The organism is Streptomyces sp. ITFR-21, assembly GCF_031844685.1.
Taxonomy (GTDB): Bacteria; Actinomycetota; Actinomycetes; order Streptomycetales; family Streptomycetaceae; genus Actinacidiphila.
The window spans coordinates 1,360,700-1,377,168 of sequence record NZ_CP134605.1 but is presented as its reverse complement, the minus strand read 5'-3'; the positions used below and the strand labels follow the sequence as shown (position 1 = coordinate 1,377,168).

Annotated in this window: 13 protein-coding genes, 1 pseudogene and 1 riboswitch; of the genes and pseudogenes, 7 read left to right on the top strand and 7 right to left on the bottom strand. The window is 73.5% G+C overall.

Annotated features, from left to right (window positions below):
- Positions 1–177 precede the first annotated feature (177 nt).
- The 4 genes from pknB to thiO all read right to left on the bottom strand — a co-directional run bounded on the left by pknB (position 178) and on the right by thiO (position 4,630).
- Positions 178–2,154 carry a Stk1 family PASTA domain-containing Ser/Thr kinase gene (gene pknB, locus RLT57_RS06115; RefSeq protein WP_311296339.1) on the bottom strand — a complete coding sequence of 659 codons (1,977 nt, stop codon included), beginning with the start codon at positions 2,152–2,154 and terminating at the stop codon, positions 178–180.
- A 173-nt stretch (positions 2,155–2,327) separates the two neighbouring features.
- Positions 2,328–3,251, bottom strand: coding sequence for a thiazole synthase (locus tag RLT57_RS06110; RefSeq protein WP_311296338.1), 924 nt, complete (start codon positions 3,249–3,251; stop codon positions 2,328–2,330).
- A 3-nt stretch (positions 3,252–3,254) separates the two neighbouring features.
- On the bottom strand, positions 3,255–3,461 hold the full coding sequence (thiS, locus tag RLT57_RS06105) for a sulfur carrier protein ThiS (protein WP_311296337.1): 207 nt from the start codon (positions 3,459–3,461) through the stop codon (positions 3,255–3,257).
- Complete coding sequence (thiO, locus tag RLT57_RS06100) at positions 3,458–4,630, bottom strand: glycine oxidase ThiO (protein WP_311296336.1); 1,173 nt, start codon at positions 4,628–4,630, stop codon at positions 3,458–3,460. The genes thiS and thiO overlap by 4 nt, the downstream gene beginning before the upstream one ends.
- A riboswitch (TPP riboswitch) is annotated at positions 4,619–4,731 on the bottom strand. Its footprint overlaps the gene before it by 12 nt.
- Positions 4,732–5,205: 474 nt before the next feature.
- On the opposite strand from thiO, the gene RLT57_RS06095 reads away from it, so the two are divergent.
- From RLT57_RS06095 to thiE, 3 genes are all read left to right on the top strand, one after another.
- Positions 5,206–6,414, top strand: a complete 1,209-nt coding sequence (locus tag RLT57_RS06095; protein ID WP_311296335.1) for an NAD(P)/FAD-dependent oxidoreductase — start codon at positions 5,206–5,208, stop codon at positions 6,412–6,414.
- A gap of 175 nt (positions 6,415–6,589) precedes the next feature.
- Positions 6,590–6,964, top strand: coding sequence for an Rv2175c family DNA-binding protein (locus RLT57_RS06090; RefSeq protein WP_311296334.1), 375 nt, complete (start codon positions 6,590–6,592; stop codon positions 6,962–6,964).
- A gap of 56 nt (positions 6,965–7,020) precedes the next feature.
- Positions 7,021–7,665, top strand: a complete 645-nt coding sequence (gene thiE, locus RLT57_RS06085) for a thiamine phosphate synthase (protein ID WP_311296333.1) — start codon at positions 7,021–7,023, stop codon at positions 7,663–7,665.
- A gap of 237 nt (positions 7,666–7,902) precedes the next feature.
- On the opposite strand, the gene RLT57_RS06080 is transcribed toward thiE, so the two are convergent.
- Positions 7,903–8,817 (bottom strand): IS982 family transposase, encoded by a 915-nt coding sequence (locus RLT57_RS06080; protein WP_311296332.1) that lies wholly within the window; start codon positions 8,815–8,817, stop codon positions 7,903–7,905.
- A gap of 58 nt (positions 8,818–8,875) precedes the next feature.
- Positions 8,876–10,075: a helix-turn-helix domain-containing protein gene (locus RLT57_RS06075; RefSeq protein ID WP_311296331.1), complete on the bottom strand. Its 1,200-nt coding sequence runs from the start codon at positions 10,073–10,075 to the stop codon at positions 8,876–8,878.
- A 195-nt stretch (positions 10,076–10,270) separates the two neighbouring features.
- Between RLT57_RS06075 and RLT57_RS33260 the strand changes: the two genes are divergently transcribed.
- The 4 genes and pseudogenes from RLT57_RS33260 to RLT57_RS06055 all read left to right on the top strand — a co-directional run bounded on the left by RLT57_RS33260 (position 10,271) and on the right by RLT57_RS06055 (position 13,624).
- Positions 10,271–10,501: a hypothetical protein gene (locus tag RLT57_RS33260; RefSeq protein WP_399128131.1), complete on the top strand. Its 231-nt coding sequence runs from the start codon at positions 10,271–10,273 to the stop codon at positions 10,499–10,501.
- A 259-nt stretch (positions 10,502–10,760) separates the two neighbouring features.
- Positions 10,761–11,396, top strand: a pseudogene (locus RLT57_RS06065) (adenosylhomocysteinase); the annotation flags it as partial.
- 263 nt (positions 11,397–11,659) lie between these two features.
- Entirely contained in the window at positions 11,660–12,580 is a 921-nt protein-coding gene (gene metF, locus RLT57_RS06060; RefSeq protein ID WP_311296330.1) for a methylenetetrahydrofolate reductase [NAD(P)H], read from the top strand.
- A gap of 27 nt (positions 12,581–12,607) precedes the next feature.
- Positions 12,608–13,624 (top strand): hypothetical protein, encoded by a 1,017-nt coding sequence (locus RLT57_RS06055; RefSeq protein WP_311296329.1) that lies wholly within the window; start codon positions 12,608–12,610, stop codon positions 13,622–13,624.
- Positions 13,625–13,640: 16 nt separating this feature from the next.
- Here RLT57_RS06055 and RLT57_RS06050 read toward each other — a convergent pair whose 3' ends face one another.
- Complete coding sequence (locus RLT57_RS06050; RefSeq protein WP_311296328.1) at positions 13,641–15,905, bottom strand: terpene synthase family protein; 2,265 nt, start codon at positions 15,903–15,905, stop codon at positions 13,641–13,643.
- Positions 15,906–16,469: the final 564 nt, after the last annotated feature.

Here is a 16,469-nt window from a genome sequence, read left to right as displayed (position 1 = left end):
GCTGTCGCCCGCATCCTTGCACCGCCGCCGGGCGTGATCCAGTAAGCGCGGGCTTACCGCCACCACCCGCCCGGCCCCGGACGGCGCGGGAAAGGACGAGCCGGACCAGGCCGGACCGGCCGGACCAGACCGGACCGGCCGCTCCCGGCCACGGCCGGACCGGGTGGCCGGCCCGGCTCAGCGCACCCACAGCGTGATGGTGGCGCCCTTGGCGGCCCGGCTGCCGCCGCCCGGGGACTGGCTGAAGACGGTGTCGCCGAAGAAGATGGGGATCACCCGGGTGCCGAAGCCCGCCGCCGACAGGATCCGCTTGGCGTCGGTCTCGCTCCTGCCCTTCACGTCGGGCACGTCGAACTCCTGCCGGCCCTTGGAGACGGTGATCGTCACGGTGTCCCCGGTGCCGAGGCCGTCCGACGGGGAGACCCGGGCCACGGTGTCCTTGTCCGCCTCGTCGGAGTAGACCTCGTCCTGGGCGAGCACCACTTTCAGCCCGGCGTCCTCCAACTGCTCCCGGGCGTCGGTCACCGGGTCGCCGACCACGTCCGGCAGGTCCACCGGCGCACCGCGCGAGACCCTGAGGGCCACCGGGGTGCCGGGAGCGAGGTCCCGGCCGCCCGCCGGGTCGGTGGAGATCACCTGGCCGCCGGGCACGTCGTCGCTGAACGCACGGGTGACGGTGCCGGGGGCCAGCCCCGCGGCCTTGAGCTCCTGCCGGGCCGCGGTGAGCGAACGGCCCCGTACGGTGGGCACCCGCACCTGCCCGGGGCCCTTGGAGACGGTCAGGGTCACCGTGCCGTTGCTCCGCACCCGCCGGCCCGGCGCCGGGTCGGTGCCGATCACGCTGCCGCGCGGCACGGTCAGCGAGAAGTCCTGCCGCACGCTGCTGTCCAGGCCGGCCGCCGACAGCTTCTGCCGGGCCGTGGCCTGCGGCAGCCCCAGCACGCCGGGGACCTCGGTGAACCGGCCGTCGCCGACGTACCAGAAGCCCGCGCCGACGCCCAGCAGGGCGAGCAGCACCAGCACCACCGCGAGCGGCCCGCGCCTGCCCGCCCCTCGCCGGCGTGCCCGTCCTGGCCCCGGCTCCTGCGGCAGCGGCATCGCCAGCCGACTCGTCCGGTCGAGCCCGTCGGCGGCGTCCGCGGCGGTGCCGTAGGGCGGGGTGGCGCCGGGGAGGTCGTCCGCGGCGGTGCCGTAGGGCGGGGTCGCGGCGGGGAGCGGTACGACGCCGGTCGGCTCCTCGGAACCGGCCGGGACGCGCGGCAGCGCCGGTACGGTGTCGGCCGCCGGCCCGTCCAGCTGCTCGGCGGTGAGCGCGTCCCGCACCGCCCGCACCTCGGCGAGCAGCTCCACCGCGTCGGCCGGCCGCTCCCGCGGGTCGCGGGCGCAGGCCCTGGCCACCAGCGCGTCCAGCGCGGGCGCCAGGCCCGGGACGGCCGCGGAGGGGGCCGGCATCGGCTCCTTGAGGTGCTGGAAGATCACCTGCACCGGGGTGCCGCCGCCGCGCGGCTTGCGGCCGGCCAGCATCTCGTAGAAAACCACACCGCAGGCGTACACGTCGGTGCGCTGGTCGACGGTGCCGTACTCGATCTGCTCCGGCGCCAGGTACGACACGGTGCCCATCAGGGCGCCCGCGCCGGTCACGTCGGTCTGCGTGTCCACCGACCTGACCAGGCCGAAGTCGGCGACCTTGACCCGGCCGTCGTCCCCTATCAGCACGTTCTCCGGCTTCATGTCCCGGTGCACCAGGTGCGCCCGGTGTGCGGCGCCCAGCGCGGCCAGCACCGGCTCCAGGACGTCCAGCGCCGCGCGCGGTGCGAGCGCGCCGCGCCCGCGCAGCACGTCCCGCAGCGTGCAGCCGGCCACGTACTCCATGGCCAGGTACACATACGTGCCGTCGGTGCCCTGGTCGTAGACCCCCACCACGTTCGGGTGCGCCAGCCGTGCGACCGCCTTCGCCTCCCGGATGAACCGCTCCACGAACTCCGTGTCCGCCGCCAGCCCGGGGTGCATCACCTTCAGCGCGAGCACCCGGTCCAGGCGGGTGTCCACGGCCCGGTAGACCGTGGACATCCCGCCGACCGCGATACGGCCCTCGACCCGGTAACGCCCGTCGAGCAGGTGTCCCACAAGCGGGTCATGCACGGTGGTGTCCACGAAGCCCGATTCTACGAGCCCGCCCCGCCCGCCCCCGGGCCCCGCCCGCCACTGTGTCCGGCCCGTTGCGTACCGCTACCGTTCCGTGACCCCGGCAGGCCGCCGCGCCGCGCTCCCGCGGGCCGGCCGGCGGGAGCGCGGCGCGGACGGCGCCGCCCGGCCGCGGGCACGGCTCAGAAAGCGGGAGCCTCCGGGTCGAAGGACGCCGTGCCCGCGGCCGGGGAGGAGGGGAGGGCGTGGTGACGGCGGGGGATGCGGCCGGCGCGGTGGGCGAGGCGGCCGGCGGTGACCGCGTCGCGCATGGCGGCGGCCATCAGGGCGGGGTGCCGGGCCCGGGTGACGGCGGAGGCCAGCATCACCGCCGCGCAGCCGAGCTCCATCGCCTGAGCCGCGTCGGAGGCCGTGCCCGCGCCCGCGTCCAGGATCACCGGGACGCCGGCCCGCTCGGTGATGAGCTGGAAGTTGTGCGGATTGCGGATGCCGAGGCCGGACCCGATCGGCGACCCGAGCGGCATGACCGCCGCACAGCCGACGTCCTCCAGCTTCCGCGCCAGCACCGGGTCGTCACTGGTGTAGGGCAGCACCGTGAAGCCGTCGTCCACCAACGTCTCCGCCGCCTCCAGGAGTTCCACCGGATCGGGCAGCAACGTGTGCTCGTCCGCGATGACTTCGAGCTTCACCCAGTCCGTGCCGAGCGCCTCCCGCGCCAGCCGCGCGGTCAGTACGGCCTCACCCGCGGTGTAGCAGCCCGCCGTGTTCGGCAGCGCCCGGATGCCGTGCCGGGCCAGTACGGACAGCACGGAGCCCTTCGTCGCCGGGTCGAGCCGCCGCATCGCCACCGTGGTCAGCTCGGTGCCCGACGCCAGCAGCGCCTGCTCCAGCACCTCCAGACTGGGCGCTCCGCCGGTGCCCATGATCAGCCGCGAGGAGAACACCGCGTCGCCGATCCGCAGCGGGTCGACGGGCCGCGCGAGCGTGGTGGACGTGGTCGTGATGGACGCGAGCGTGGCGGATCCCCTTTCCTCCGCCGCTCGCGGGAGTCGCGCCCGTCGCGGGGCGGCGTCCGGAACGCCGTCCGGCCGGGTGTCGGCGGTCATCGCTCAGCCCCCCTGTACCGCGGTCAGGATCTCCACCCGGTCGCCGTCGGACAGCTCCGTGGCCGCCCAGCGGGTGCGCGGCACCACCGTCTCGTTGAGCGCGGCGGCCACCCCCGAGCGCGCGGCGGTGAGGGTGGCCACCAGGGCGTCCAGGCCGCAGGGCGCGGCCAGTCGCCGCTCCTCGCCGTTGAGCAGCACGGTGATCGTCATGCCGGCTGCCCCTCGCGTACGAACCGGGCCGCCGCGAACGGCCGCGCGTAGTCCGGGAGTTCACCGGAGACCAGCACCTCGGCCATGACGTCGCCGGTCACCGGGGTGAGCAGTACCCCGTTGCGGTGGTGCCCGGTGGCCAGCAGCAGGCCCTCCAGGGCGGTGGCGCCGAGCAGCGGCGCGTTGTCCGGGGAGCCCGGACGCAGGCCGGCGAGCGTCTCGGTGAGCGGCAGTTCGGTGATACCCGGCACCAACTCGTGCGCGTCCCGCAAAAGTTCGTAGACGCCGCCGGCGGTGACCGTGGTGTCCCAGCCGAACTCCTCGCTGGTCGCGCCCAGCACCAGCTCGCCGTTCTCGCGCGGCACCAGATAGACATGGCTGCCGCGGACCACCGCCCGTACCGTACGGGACAGGAACGGCGCGTGCGCGGCCGGAATCCGCAGCCGCAGGATCTGGCCCTTGACCGGCCGGACCGGCGGCAGCACGTCCTCCGGGAGCCCGGCGATCCGGCCGCTCTCGCTGCCCGCGGCCAGCACCGTGCGCTCGGCGGCGACCTCGGTGCCGTCCGCCAGCAGGGCGCCGGTGACGCGGTCGCAGGTACGGGTGACGCGGGCCACCGCGGACCGCAGGAACGTCACCCCGGCGAGTTCGGCGGCCCGCAGCAGCGCGGCGGCCAGCCGGCGCGGGTCGACCTGGTGGTCGCCGTCCACCCGCAGCCCGCCGCGTACGCCCGGGGCGAGCAGCGGTTCCAGGCGGCGGCAGTCCCGGCCGCTGAGCCACTGCGACTCCAGGCCCAGCGAGGTCTGGAAGGCGTGCAGGTCGCGCAGGTCGGCCCGGTCGTCGGCGTCCAGCGCGACGGCGAGGGTGCCGCAGGGGCGGTAACCGGTGCCGAGGCCGGTGAGGTCGGTGAGTTCGGCGGCGAAGGCCGGGTAGCGGGCGGCCGAGGCGAGGTTGAGGTCGAGCAGGGTCTGCTCGCCGTACCGCAGCTCGGTCACGGCGGCCAGCATCCCGGCCGCGGCGTGCGCGGCGCCGCCGCCCGGCAGCGGGTCGGCCAGCGCCGTCGCCAGCCCGCGCTGCGCCGCCCGCCACGCGGTGACCAGCCCGATCAGCCCGCCGCCGACCACCAGCACGTCGTGGCCGCGGGCCCCGTTCGGGGATGTGGGCATCATGCGTCTCCCTTCGCCGGCATGACCCGGATCAGGTATTTACGGTCGGCAGCCGCCCAGCCACCCTCTCAGCCCGGTACGTCCGGGCTCCCGCGCTTCTCCCGGCACCCTATCCCTCCGGGGGGTCGGGGGGCTTTCTCGGGCCGTCCACCCGCGCGGGGTTCCCGCTGGGCCGACCGCCATCGCGCGGGGGTGCGCCGCCGCCGGTGCCCACCGGGTCGTGGGTGGGGGTGGGTTCGGCCCTTCGGGCCGGGGGTCGGCGCTGCCGTGCGGGCCTCTGCTCGGGCGCGCCGCCGCCGGCGTGCGCCGGTCCGCGGAGGTCTTCCCGGGCCGGGTTCGCGCTGCCGCGCGGGGTTGCCGGGGTGCCGTCGGGCTCGGTCCTGCGGGTTTGCCGCGAGCGGGCCGTTCCCTTGCGGGTGGCGCCACCGGCGGCGTGTGCCGGTCGGTGAGGGGGACCGCACTGTCGCGCGGGGTTTGGCCCGGCGTTCCGGTGCCCGCCGGGTCGTGGGTGAGGTGGGGCGTCCGATTCCCGGGGGCTCTCGGGGGTGGTGGGGGTGGGTGGGGAATACGGTAGGCGGGTGACTGGGAATGTGGTGATCGTCGGGGCCGGGATGGCCGGGGTGCGGACCGCGGTGGAGTTGCGGGGGCAGGGGTGGCGGGGCGGGGTCACGCTGGTGGGGGACGAGCCGCATCCCCCGTACGACCGGCCGCCGTTGTCGAAAACGGTGCTGTTGGGGGGCCGCGACGGCGACGCCCCCGTGGACGTGCGGTTCGACGTGGACTTCGCCGGGCTCGGGGTGGAGCTGCGGCCGGGCGTGCGGGCGGAGTCGCTGCGGTCCGGGAGCAAGGAGATCGTCACCGGCCAGGGCACCGTGCCGTACGACCGGCTGGTGCTGGCCACCGGCGCGTACCCGGTCCAGCTGCCCGGGACCGCCGGGCTGCCCGGGGTCCACTCGCTGCGGACGCTGGACGACGCCGCCGCGCTGCGCCCCGTGCTGGCCGCCCGGCAGCGGATCGTCGTGGTCGGGGCCGGCTGGATCGGCGCCGAGTTCGCCACCGCGGCGCGCCAGGCCGGCTGCGAGGTCACCGTCGTGGAGGCCGCGGACCGGCCGCTCGCCGCCGTGCTGCCCGCCTCCGTGACCGCCCCCATGCGCGGCTGGTACGAGGAAGCGGGCGTCGAGCTGCGTACCGGCACCCGCGTGGCCGCCGTGGAGCCCGGCGCGGTGGTGCTGGCCGACGGCAGCCGGCTGCCCGCCGCGGCCGTCGTGGTGGGGATCGGCGCCCGGCCCGCCAACGGCTGGCTGGCCGGCTCCGGGGTCGCCGTGGACGCGGACGGCGCGGTGCTGGCCGACGACCGGCTGCGCACCTCCGTCGAGGACGTCTACGCCGTCGGCGACTGCGCATCCTTCCCGTCGGCCCGCTACGGCCGCCGGCTGCTGGTCCACCACTGGGACAACGCCGTACAGGGCCCGCGTACCGCCGCCGCGAACCTGCTCGGCGGGGACCAGCCGTACGATCCGGTGCCGTACTTCTGGTCCGAGCAGTTCGGCCGGTTCGTGCAGTACGCGGGCCACCACACCGACGCCGACACGATGGTGCCGCGCGGCGACCCGGCCGGTCCTGCCTGGTCGGTGCTGTGGCTGCGGGACGGGCTGCTGACGGCGGTGCTCGCGGTCGGCAGGCCGCGGGACATGGCCCAGGCCCGCAAGCTGCTCGGCGGCTCTCCCGCGGTGGACCCCGAACGCGCCGCCGACCCGGCGGTCCCGCTCAGGTCGGCGGTCCGCTGAGGGGGCCGGCGCGCGCCCCCGGAGGGTATATCGGCGGGAGCCCCGGCGCGTGCCCGGGGGGAGCCCGGCGTACGCCCCGGGGGCGGCGCGGGCGGCGCCCCCGGCGACACCCGGCGGGTCCCCCGGTCGGCGTCGTCCCGCAGCGGTTGTCGGCGGCAGGTGGCAGGCTTGTGCCGTGACTGTTTTCTCGTCGGTTGACGCACACATTGACGCTCTCGTTCCCTCCTGGCTCACCCTGCCGGAGGTCGCCGAACGTCTCGGCCTCGAAGTGACCCGGATCCGGCCGCTGATCAAGGAGGGGCAACTCCTCGCGGTCCGCCGTGGTGAGAACAAGGTACTGATGGTGCCCGGCGACTTCCTCGGTGAGGGGAAGATCATCAAGGGCCTGTCCGGCACGCTGACCGTCCTGAAGGACGACGGGTTCTCGGACGAGGAAGCCCTGGAGTGGCTCTTCACCCCGGACCCGACCCTGCCCGGCACGCCCGCGCAGGCGCTGCGGGAGAATCGCGGGACCGAGGTGAAGCGCCGCGCGCAGGCGCTCGCCGTGTAGCCGCGATCCGCGCCCCGGCGGCGGGAAGGCCGCCGGGGCGACCTTTGGGGGAGCAGATGACCACCGCCCGCCGGCAGCTCGCCGACGCCCGGCTGTACCTGTGCACGGACGCCCGCTCCGGGCCCGCCGACCTCGCGGCCTTCGCGGACGCGGCGCTCGGCGGCGGGGTCGACGTCATCCAGCTCCGCGACAAGGGCATCGAGGCGCGTGACGAGCTGGCGGCGCTCGCGGTGCTCGCCGAGGCGTGCCGCAGGCACGGGCGGCTGCTCGCGGTCAACGACCGGGCGGACGTGGCGTACGCGGCCGGGTCGGACGTCCTCCACCTCGGGCAGGGCGACCTGCCGGTGCCGATGGCGCGGGCGCTGCTCGGCGACGAGGTCCTCATCGGGCGGTCCTGCCACACCGAGGCCGAGGTCGCGGCGGCGGCGGCGGAGCTTGGGGCGGACTACTTCTGCACCGGACCGGTCTGGCCCACCCCCACCAAGCCGGGCCGCCCCGCCCCGGGCCTCGGCCTGGTCCGCTATGCCGCCGCGCTCGGCACCGACCGCCCCTGGTTCGCCATCGGCGGCATCGACCTCACCAACCTCCCCGACGTGCTGGCCGCGGGCGCCCGCCGCGTCGTGGTCGTCCGCGCGATCACCCGGTCCCCCGACCCCGCGGCCTCCGCCGCCGCCTTCACCCGCGCCCTGCGGGCCACCTGACCCGGGGACGCCCGCGCCGGCGGCGGCGACCGACCGGGGGCGCCCAACCGGCCGACGGCCGCGGAGTCCGGGCGCGGACCGTCAGTGCCCCATCATCGGGCCGGCGGCCATGTATAACGTCGTCGTGGTCGTCCGCACCGTTCCCCTCGCCTCTGCGTGCGCGCCGTCCGGCGCCGGGGCGCCCGGCCTCCCGGGGCAGTACAGCTAGATGATTGAGTCCAAGGGTTGGGGTCACGGTTAGTGGTCGTAGGCGGTCAGGGATCGCTTGATGGGTTGCCCGGTTTTGTCGTTGAGCCAGATCGCGGCGGTCAGCGCGAGGACGCGGGACAGGACTCGTGCGGTGACGCCCGCCGGGCTCTTGCCGCCGTGCCGTTCCAGGTCGAGCTGGCCTTTGAGGGTCTGGTTGATCGACTCGATGGTCTGTCGCAACGGTTTGAACAGGTGCGCGCCGGGCCGTTCGGGTTCGCCCTTGCGGGCCGGTCGCAGCAGGTGCAGGTGACGTTCGGTGAGGTCGTGCTCGAAGTCGTGTCCGTAGTAGTTCTTGTCGCCGATGATCGTCTGGCCGGGGTGGGAGGCGGCCACGTCGGGTGCGGTGTCGAGCATGTCGCGCAGGGTCTCGCGTTCGTCGGCCTTCGCGCCGGTCAGCGCGAACAGGACCGGCAGGCCGCCCAGCGTGCACACCAGGTGCAGGCGCAGTCCCCAGAAATACCGGGAGTGCGACGCGCAGTAGCCGTACTCCGCCCAGCCGGCCAGGTCCGACCGTTTCGCGGTCTCCCGCGAGCAGCCGCAGCCGACCGGTGTGGAATCGACCACCCACACGTCGTCGGTCCACAGCGAGGTGTCCCGGGCCAGGATCCGGATGGTGCTGGTGAGCAGGGACGATGCGGCACGCAGTCGCTTGCCGTAGCCGGAGGGCTGGGGCACGTAGGGGAACATGCCGCGGAAGTCGCGGTCGACGCGGCGCAGCCACCGCCGCTCGGAGGTGTACCCGAGCAGCGCCGACATCACCGCCAGAGTGACCAGTTCAGCATCGCTGAGCGTAGGCGCGATCCCCACCTTCGGCCGCCACGGGGCCAGCCCCGGCGAAGCCTTCAACTCATCATCGATCCGGGCATAGAGTGCAGTCGCGAGGGTGTCCAGGTTTGTCTTCACACACCGACCATGGGCGCCCTCGCACCATGTCCGCAGGCGAACCCTTGGACTCATTCATCTAGCCGCCGCTCCACTGGGCGAACTCACGGAGGGGAGCACTCGCCCGCTGACGGGCCCGCAGCAGCGTTCCCACCGTTTGGCGCACCGAGTGGTGATAGCGGACCAACTGCGGAGAGTAATCACGTGCCTTCACCAGGGATGCGAAAGCCTCGTTCCGCCGTGCCGTCCACGCTTGGGCATGCGCGCGGTCGATCCAGAAGTGAGCCGCGCGCGTGGGAGGGTAGTCCTCCGGCAGGTTCACCTTCTCGGCAACATCAAGTGCCGCGTCGTAGTCGTTCTGGTCGGCGGCAGCCGAGATCTCGTGCAGCCGGACGCTGAGCGGACCGAACGCCAGCGCGTAGTCCCGGGTCTCCCCGGTCTCGTCGGCCAGTTCCCCCGCCTCACCGAGCCAGTTCGCCGCGCCGGCCTTGTCGCCCTGTCGCGCGGAGAGCGTCGCCGCGCGCAGTTGCAGAGTGCCCCGGACGGCCCGGGTCGCACGGTCGCCGTCGTCGTCCAGGTCTCTCAGCGCGTGCTTCATCAAGGACACGCCACGGTCGAGGCGGGAACTGTCCGCGACTATCTGCGCCCGCTCGTACCTTTCGATGGCGACCTGTCGCGGGTCCCCGGACTGCGGCGCGGCAACCGCCATGCGTGCCAGAGCGAGGCGGGACAGGTCCATGTACCCCAGGCGGTAGGTGACGATCGCGGCCGTGCGGGAGATCTCGGCCTGTGCCGCATACGCCCGCTCATGGTCCCGGCCCGCGTGATGAAGCTGCGTCACGAGCGCGAGTTCGGAGATCAGCCCCGGCAGGTGGTCGGCGATCTCGGTGAACGCAGCCTTCACCCGCAGCGCGTGGATACGCCGCACGTCGGCCTCCAGGACATCGAGCGCACGCGGCGGCGGTCCGTCGTCCGGCGGCATGTCCCAGTCGTCGAACGCCGTGCCGATCGGCTGGAGCAGCGCGTCCAGCCGATCGAGGTGAAGCGTCTCCATGTAGGGCTGGCCCCGCAGTACGGACACGTTCACCGCGAGCGCGCGGGCGACCGAGGAGAGCAGGGATTCGCTGGGCGGCTGGTCACCGTTCTCGATACGGGAAAGCTGGCTGGTGGAAAGGTGAGCACGCCGCCCCAGCTCGGCGAGAGTGAAGTCACGGATCAAGCGGAACTCGCGGATGCGAGCCCCGACGCTGTCCGGGGACGTGTCGCGTGTGTGAGGCATGCTGGCTCCCGTTGCGCCCGACACTCGCAATGTACCCCCGCGGCTGCCGGGAGCCGAACGCCCCGATGCGGGGATCGGCCGGACCTTTCGACTCGGGGTATCACAGGGGAGGAGGCGGCCTGACAGCCCACAGAGGCCGCGGTCGGACGGGGGCCCGGCCGTTGTGGCAGAACCCGGAGCGGGGATCGCCCCCCTGTGCGCATCATCGCTTGTTCGCAGGCGGCACGGTTGCAACGTTTTCAGGTGGAATCGGCGTCGTCGCTGTTCGGAATGATGTGTGCACTGACGGTGCCTGCATCGAGTGCCTTCCTGATGAGCGGCGCCATACGCGTGGGGATGCGGGTGATCGTCTCTGTGGCAGGGATGGGCGCCCTGGCCGGTGACAGGGCGTGCGAGGCGACAGCCGTTTCCGCGTCGGCGGTGTAGCCCTGGACGAGTAGTTCCGACGTGTCCGTGTCCACCCACACCGTTGGGCAGCCGTCTTCGTCCGTATCGGGGTCGATACCTGCAAACCGAATAATCCTGTGCAACTTCGTAGTCGGCGGGCACGCCGCCGTCTAGCGTCGAAAGCGTCGTTCGATCCCTTCGCGTACTTCATGCGGAGCGGACAACGAAATGCCCCGCGACCGGCAGATCCGGGAGCGTGGACGGCGCCACGAAGGAGTGACGACATGAGCGGCAATCCATGGAGTCGTTTGAGCGCGCCCGCCTGGACGCCTACTTCGCCAAGATCGCCGCGCATTTCCGCCCCGAGCAGCCCCCGGTGTCGTTACTCGTGACGCACCTGCTGCCTGAACGCCCCGCATTCGTTCGCGCCGTCGCTTCTGCCTCCGACCTGCGCGCGGTGTTGCCCAAGCCCAAGTCGATCTCGCCCGCCGCACGGCGTGAGGTCGAACGGTTCACCCGGTGCGACCCGCTGACCCGCGACCTGTTCGCGGACGCCGACCAGGCCCTGAAATATCTCGAATCCTGTGCCAGCGGTGAGCGCGTCGCCCTTCTGGACGTCGGCGGATACTTCGCCCCGGTGCTGGCTGAGCTGTGCGACCGGTTCTCCGGCCGCATCCTCGGCGTGGTCGAGGACACCGAAAACGGCCACAGGCGCTACGCAGAGTTCGAGAAGCTGCCGTGCCCCGTCGTATCGGTCGCCCGCTCACCGCTGAAGGCCCCCGAGGACTTCCTGGTGGGCCAGTCCGTGGTGTTCTCCACCGAGGCGCTGATGCGCGGGTGCGGCGACATCATGCACGGTCGGCCCGCACTTGTCATCGGGTTCGGCAGGCTCGGCAGTTCCATTGCCCGGCTGCTGCACGCCAAGGGCGTAAGAGGTCACCGACTACTCGTGGCTGTTCGCCGACGCTGTCACCGCCGAGCCGCTGCGGAGCCGCCTCCTGACCTGGCCCCGTGATCCGGGCCGACAGGACCGTCCATACCCGGGCGTGAGCGACTCCCTGCATCCGTGCGCGGGCGCCGTCCGGCGCCGGGGTGCCCGGCCTTCCAGGGTGCGACGGCCCGGTGGGGCGGCAGCCGCGGCAGCCGGGAGACGCGGTGGCGTTACAGAGGGTCGCCGGTGCGAGCTAGCCTGCTCACATGGCCCTGGGGACTTCTTCGACGCGTACCGACCGCGCACTCACCATCCGAGAGCTCCTCGCCCGCGGCGAGCGCTCGTACTCCTTCGAGTTCGCGGCGCCCCGGAGCGAGAAGGGGGAGCGGACGCTGTGGAACGCCATCCGGCGGATCGAGGCGGTCGGTCCCACGTTCGTCTCGGTGACCTACGGCGCCGGCGGCTCCTCCCGGGAGGGCACCCTGCGGGCCACCGACCGGATCGTGTCGGACACCACGCTCACCCCCTGCGCCCACCTCACCGCGGTCGACCACTCGGTGGCCGAGCTGCGCAACATCATCGGCCAGTACGCCGACGCCGGCATCCGCAACATCCTGGCCGTCCGGGGAGACCCGCCCGGCGACCCGCTGGGCGCGTGGGTGCGGCACCCGCAGGGCCTGGAGTACGCCGCCGACCTGGTCCGGCTGATCAAGGAGTCCGGCGACTTCTGCGTGGGTGTGGCCGCGTTCACCGAGATGCACCCGCGCTCCACTGACCCGGCCACCGACACCCGGCACTTCGTCGACAAATGCCGGGCCGGCGCGGACTTCGCGATCACCCAGATGTTCTTCGACGCCGAGGACTACCTGAGGCTGCGCGACCGGGTGGACGCGGCGGGCTGCGACATCCCGATCATCCCCGAGGTGATGCCGGTCACCAACGTCCGGCAGATCGAGCGCTTCGCCCAGCTGGGCAACGCCCCCTTCCCCCCGGAGCTGGCGGAACGCATCCTGGCGGTGCGTGACGACCCGGCGGCGGTCCGGGCGATCGGTATCGAGTTCACCACCCGGATGTGCCGGCGCCTGATGGCCGAGGACATTCCGGGGCTCCACTTCATTACTCTTAACCACTCCACCGCCTCGCTGGAGATCTACGAGAACCTCGGGCTGCACCGGCGGGCGGCGTGACACCCCCCTAGGTGAGGAAGTGGGCACATGGGCTACTCGGTGCTCTACATCGCGTTCGGCATCGTCGCGCTGTGGCTGCTCGGCGAGGTCCTGCTGCAGTACAAGGCCCGGCTGCGCTGGCGGCTGCTCGCCTTCGCGGGGTTCATGGGCGTGGTCGGCGGGGTCGCGCTGCGGGACGTGGTCGTGATCGTGCTCGGCGCGCTCGCCTTCGGCGCCGGGCAGTCCTTCGTCACCCTGTCCTACAAGCGCGGCTTCTCCACCGGCTGGGCGCTCGGCGGCCGGCCCGGCTCCAGCCGCCGCCGCAGGGGCGGCGCCGCGCGGCCGGCCGAACCGGTCCTGGAGGTCACCCCGGTCGAGGCGGAGGAGGCCGGGGGGTACGCGGGCGCCGGCGCCCGCGAGGACGCCGACGTGCTCGCCGCCCAGGGCGCGTTCGGCGACGACGCCGACGAGAGGTCCGTCTTCCAGCCGATGCCGATGCACGAGGACAGCGGCGAGTACCCGCTCTACGACGGCCGGTCCTCGTACACCCCGGACCCGTACACCAGCGGCGGCTACGAGGGCTACGGCGCCCAGGGCTATGAGAGCTGGAACGGCGAGCAGCAGCCCGCCGGCGCCGGCTACGGCGGGGGCTATCAGGGCGGCTACGACCAGCAGCAGACCGGTTGGGGCGGCGGCCAGGGCTACGGCTACGACCAGGGCGGCTACCAGGAGCAGCAGCAGCCCGCGGCGGCCTCGTACGAGGGCTACACCGGCTACACCGACGAGTACGGCGGCTACGACAGCTATGGCGTCCAGGCCACCGGCACCGGGGACTGGACGCCGCAGCCGCACCCGCAGCACACCGAGCCGGCGTACCGGGAACAGCAGCCCGCCGACCCGCAGGGGCAGCCCGCGGACCCGTATGGGGGATACGGCTACGACCCCCAGCAGCAGCCGTACATCCCGCACCAGCAGCACCAGTCGCCCTACGAGGGGCAGGGGGAGCCCCGGTACGCCGCGGAGCCCGCCGAGTACGCGGACCCGTACGACCCCTACCGCTACTGACCCGACACCGGTCCGCTCAGCGCCCGGCCGCCAGCAGCGACGGCAGCCGGGCCGCCGAGGTGCCGAGCCCGGTCGGGATCCGCCACGGCGGCAGGCCGTCGGGCAGCGCCGACGCCAGGTGCGGGAAGCGGCGGCGCAGTGCCTCCTCCCGGTAGCGGTCGCAGCCCTCGTGCCAGGTGAGGATGCCGGACAGCCAGTGCCGCAGCTCCTGGGCGTAGCCGGCCAGTACCCTGCGGGCGGCCGGGTCCAGCCCGAACTCGTCGAACAGCGCGGGCAGCTGCGTCTCGGTGATGTGCTGGAACTCCTCCATCCTGGCGGCCATCAGGTCCCCGACCACGTTCATGGCCTGCTGCGGCTCGCAGTCCAGGAAGTTCTGCACCACCAGCACCGCGTTGTGGATCTCGCCCTCGTACTCGATCTCCTTCTGGTACGAGTACACGTCGTTGGTCAGGCAGGCGAAGTCGGCCGCCGCCGCCTCCATGGCCCGCACCGGGCGGGACCGGTAGATCTCCTCGGACAGCGCGTTGCCGTGGCCGATCCGGGACAGGCTCATCGTCAGGTCGGAGCCGAAGGTGTGGCGGCGCATCTCGATGTAGTCCACCGGGTCCGGGACCCGGTTCTCCTTCTGGTTGGCCACCTCCCACAGCCAGCTCTCGCACATGTCCTCGATCGCCTTGCGGAACCTCGCGCGCGCCTCGCGGGCCATCGGGCCGGCGGTGCGCTGCCACAGGTCGGCCAGCGAGCGCTCCAGCACGGTCAGCGGCGGCGGGACCGTGCCCGTGTCCCCGTCCCCGTCCAGCGGCATGAACAGCTTGAACCGGTCGGTGGTGACCCGGGCCGCCGACAGGTCGCCGGCGCGGCCGAAGACGATCGGGTAGTAGTCGTCGCCGTACGTGCCCCAGGTCAGCCAGTCCGTGGTCAGGTCGAGCTGGTCCGGGGCGGCGTCCGGGTGGATGCCGGCCGCGCACAGCGCGAAGTCGTAGCCGCCCAGCTTCTCCTCGTTCCACAGCCCGCCCGGCAGCGGGAGGCCCGGTTCCGGGTCGAGCATGCCCATCCGCTTGCCCCACGCCATGTTGTGCCGGCGTGCGGCGTCCAGGTGGGGGCTGAGCGTCGTCTCGAACGGCATCGGGATCGCGGCCCGCCGGACCCCGCCGACCCGCTGGTGCGGGACATGGCCGTACGCGCGCAGGCGCTGCGGCATGGTGCCGGCCAGCGAGCCGAGGATCTGTGCCGCCGAGGTGCCGAGCCCGGTGGGGCCGCCGAGCACGCCCGCCGTACGGGACCTGCCGCTCGCCCCGTTCATGTAGCGGCTGGAGCGCATGTGCCATTCGTGGCCGCCGGACTGCCAGTCCTGGAGCCCCTTGACGTACGCGAGGACGTCGGCACGCTCCCGCGGGCCGAGCCCGTACTGCCGGAAGAGCGGTTCCACCTCGGTCAGCGCGGTGTGCTCGAACTGCTGCAGCCGGGAGGTCAGCAGGTCGTTGACCCGGTCGGCCGCCGCCTGGGGGTCCAGGCCGAGGAAGCGCTCCAGCACCAGGACGGCGTTGGCCAGCTCGCCCTCGTCCTCGGTCTCGCGCTGGTACGAGAACAGGTCGTTGCGCAGGTGCACGCCGTCGGCGAAGGTGTCGCGCAGCACCCGCATCGCCCGCTCGGCCGCGATGACGTCGGGCACCTCGGCGCCCACCGCGTGCTCGACGAGGTTGGCGGACCAGGGGGCGCCGCCCACTTTCCGGCGCATCTCGATGTACTCGACGGGGTTGGAGATCCGGCCGGCGCTGATGTTGTCCAGCTCCCAGAGGGACTCCTCCAGCAGGTGGTGGGTGCTCTCGTGGAAGCGGCGCCGCCAGCCCTGCGACATCACGGGCACGGTCCGCGCCCACAGGTCGGCCAGGCCCGCCTCCACCTGGTTGGTGGGCTCGGGCACCGGCGCGCCCGGGTCCACCGGCATGAAGGCGGTCAGCCGGTCCAGGTACGCCTTGGCGCCGGTCAGGTCCTGGGTGCGCTTGAAGATGTCGAGGAAGTGGTCGTCGAAGAAGAACACCCATACGTACCAGTCGGTCACCAGGTCGAGTTCGGGGCCCGAGGCGTCGGGATGGGTGTAGGCGCACAGCAGGGCGTAGTCGTGGGAGTCGAAGTCGGACTCCTCCCAGATGCCGGACCCCTCGATCATCGTCATGTCACGGGCCCAGGCCTTGGAGTGCTCCCGGGCACCCTCCAGGTGGGGGTTCAGCCGTGCCGGGTAAGGGACGTAGAACTGGGGCAGTTCGAAGGGCTGCGGCATGGAGGTGGGGCCTTCCGCTGGGTGATCATCAGCCGGTTCCCACGCTAGGCGGGCGGCCCGGGGCGGTGTCAGGGCGCAACGGGCGTTTCCGCTCGATCGGTTGAATCCGGGCGGGCGCTGATTAACGATCTTGGAAGCGGGTGCGGGTGCGGGTGCGGGTGCGGGTGCGGGTGCGGGTGCGCCGGTGGCGCCCGGCCGGTGCTGCGCGCCCCCGCGCAGGGGATCGGCCGGTGGCGCCGGGCCGGTGGCACGCCGCCGTGCGGCTGTGCGGGGAGCGGGCGACCACGTCCGGGGAACCGCCGGCGGCGCCCGGCCGGCGGGTAGGCGGCTACGCGTACGCGCGAGCGGGACCGGCCGGCGGGCGGCTCGACGGCCGGCCGGCGGGGCCCTTCGCCCGGTGGCCCGGGGCGTTGTCCTCGGGCCGGCCGGCAGGTGGTGGGGGTCCGGGGAGCGGCCGGGGGGGCGTCCGCCGACCGGTACGCAGCCGCGCTCAGGTGGCGCGCTGGAGCGGCTTCGCGGACGGCCGGCGGTCCCCCGGCGTCCATGGGCGGCGGCCCCGCGGCG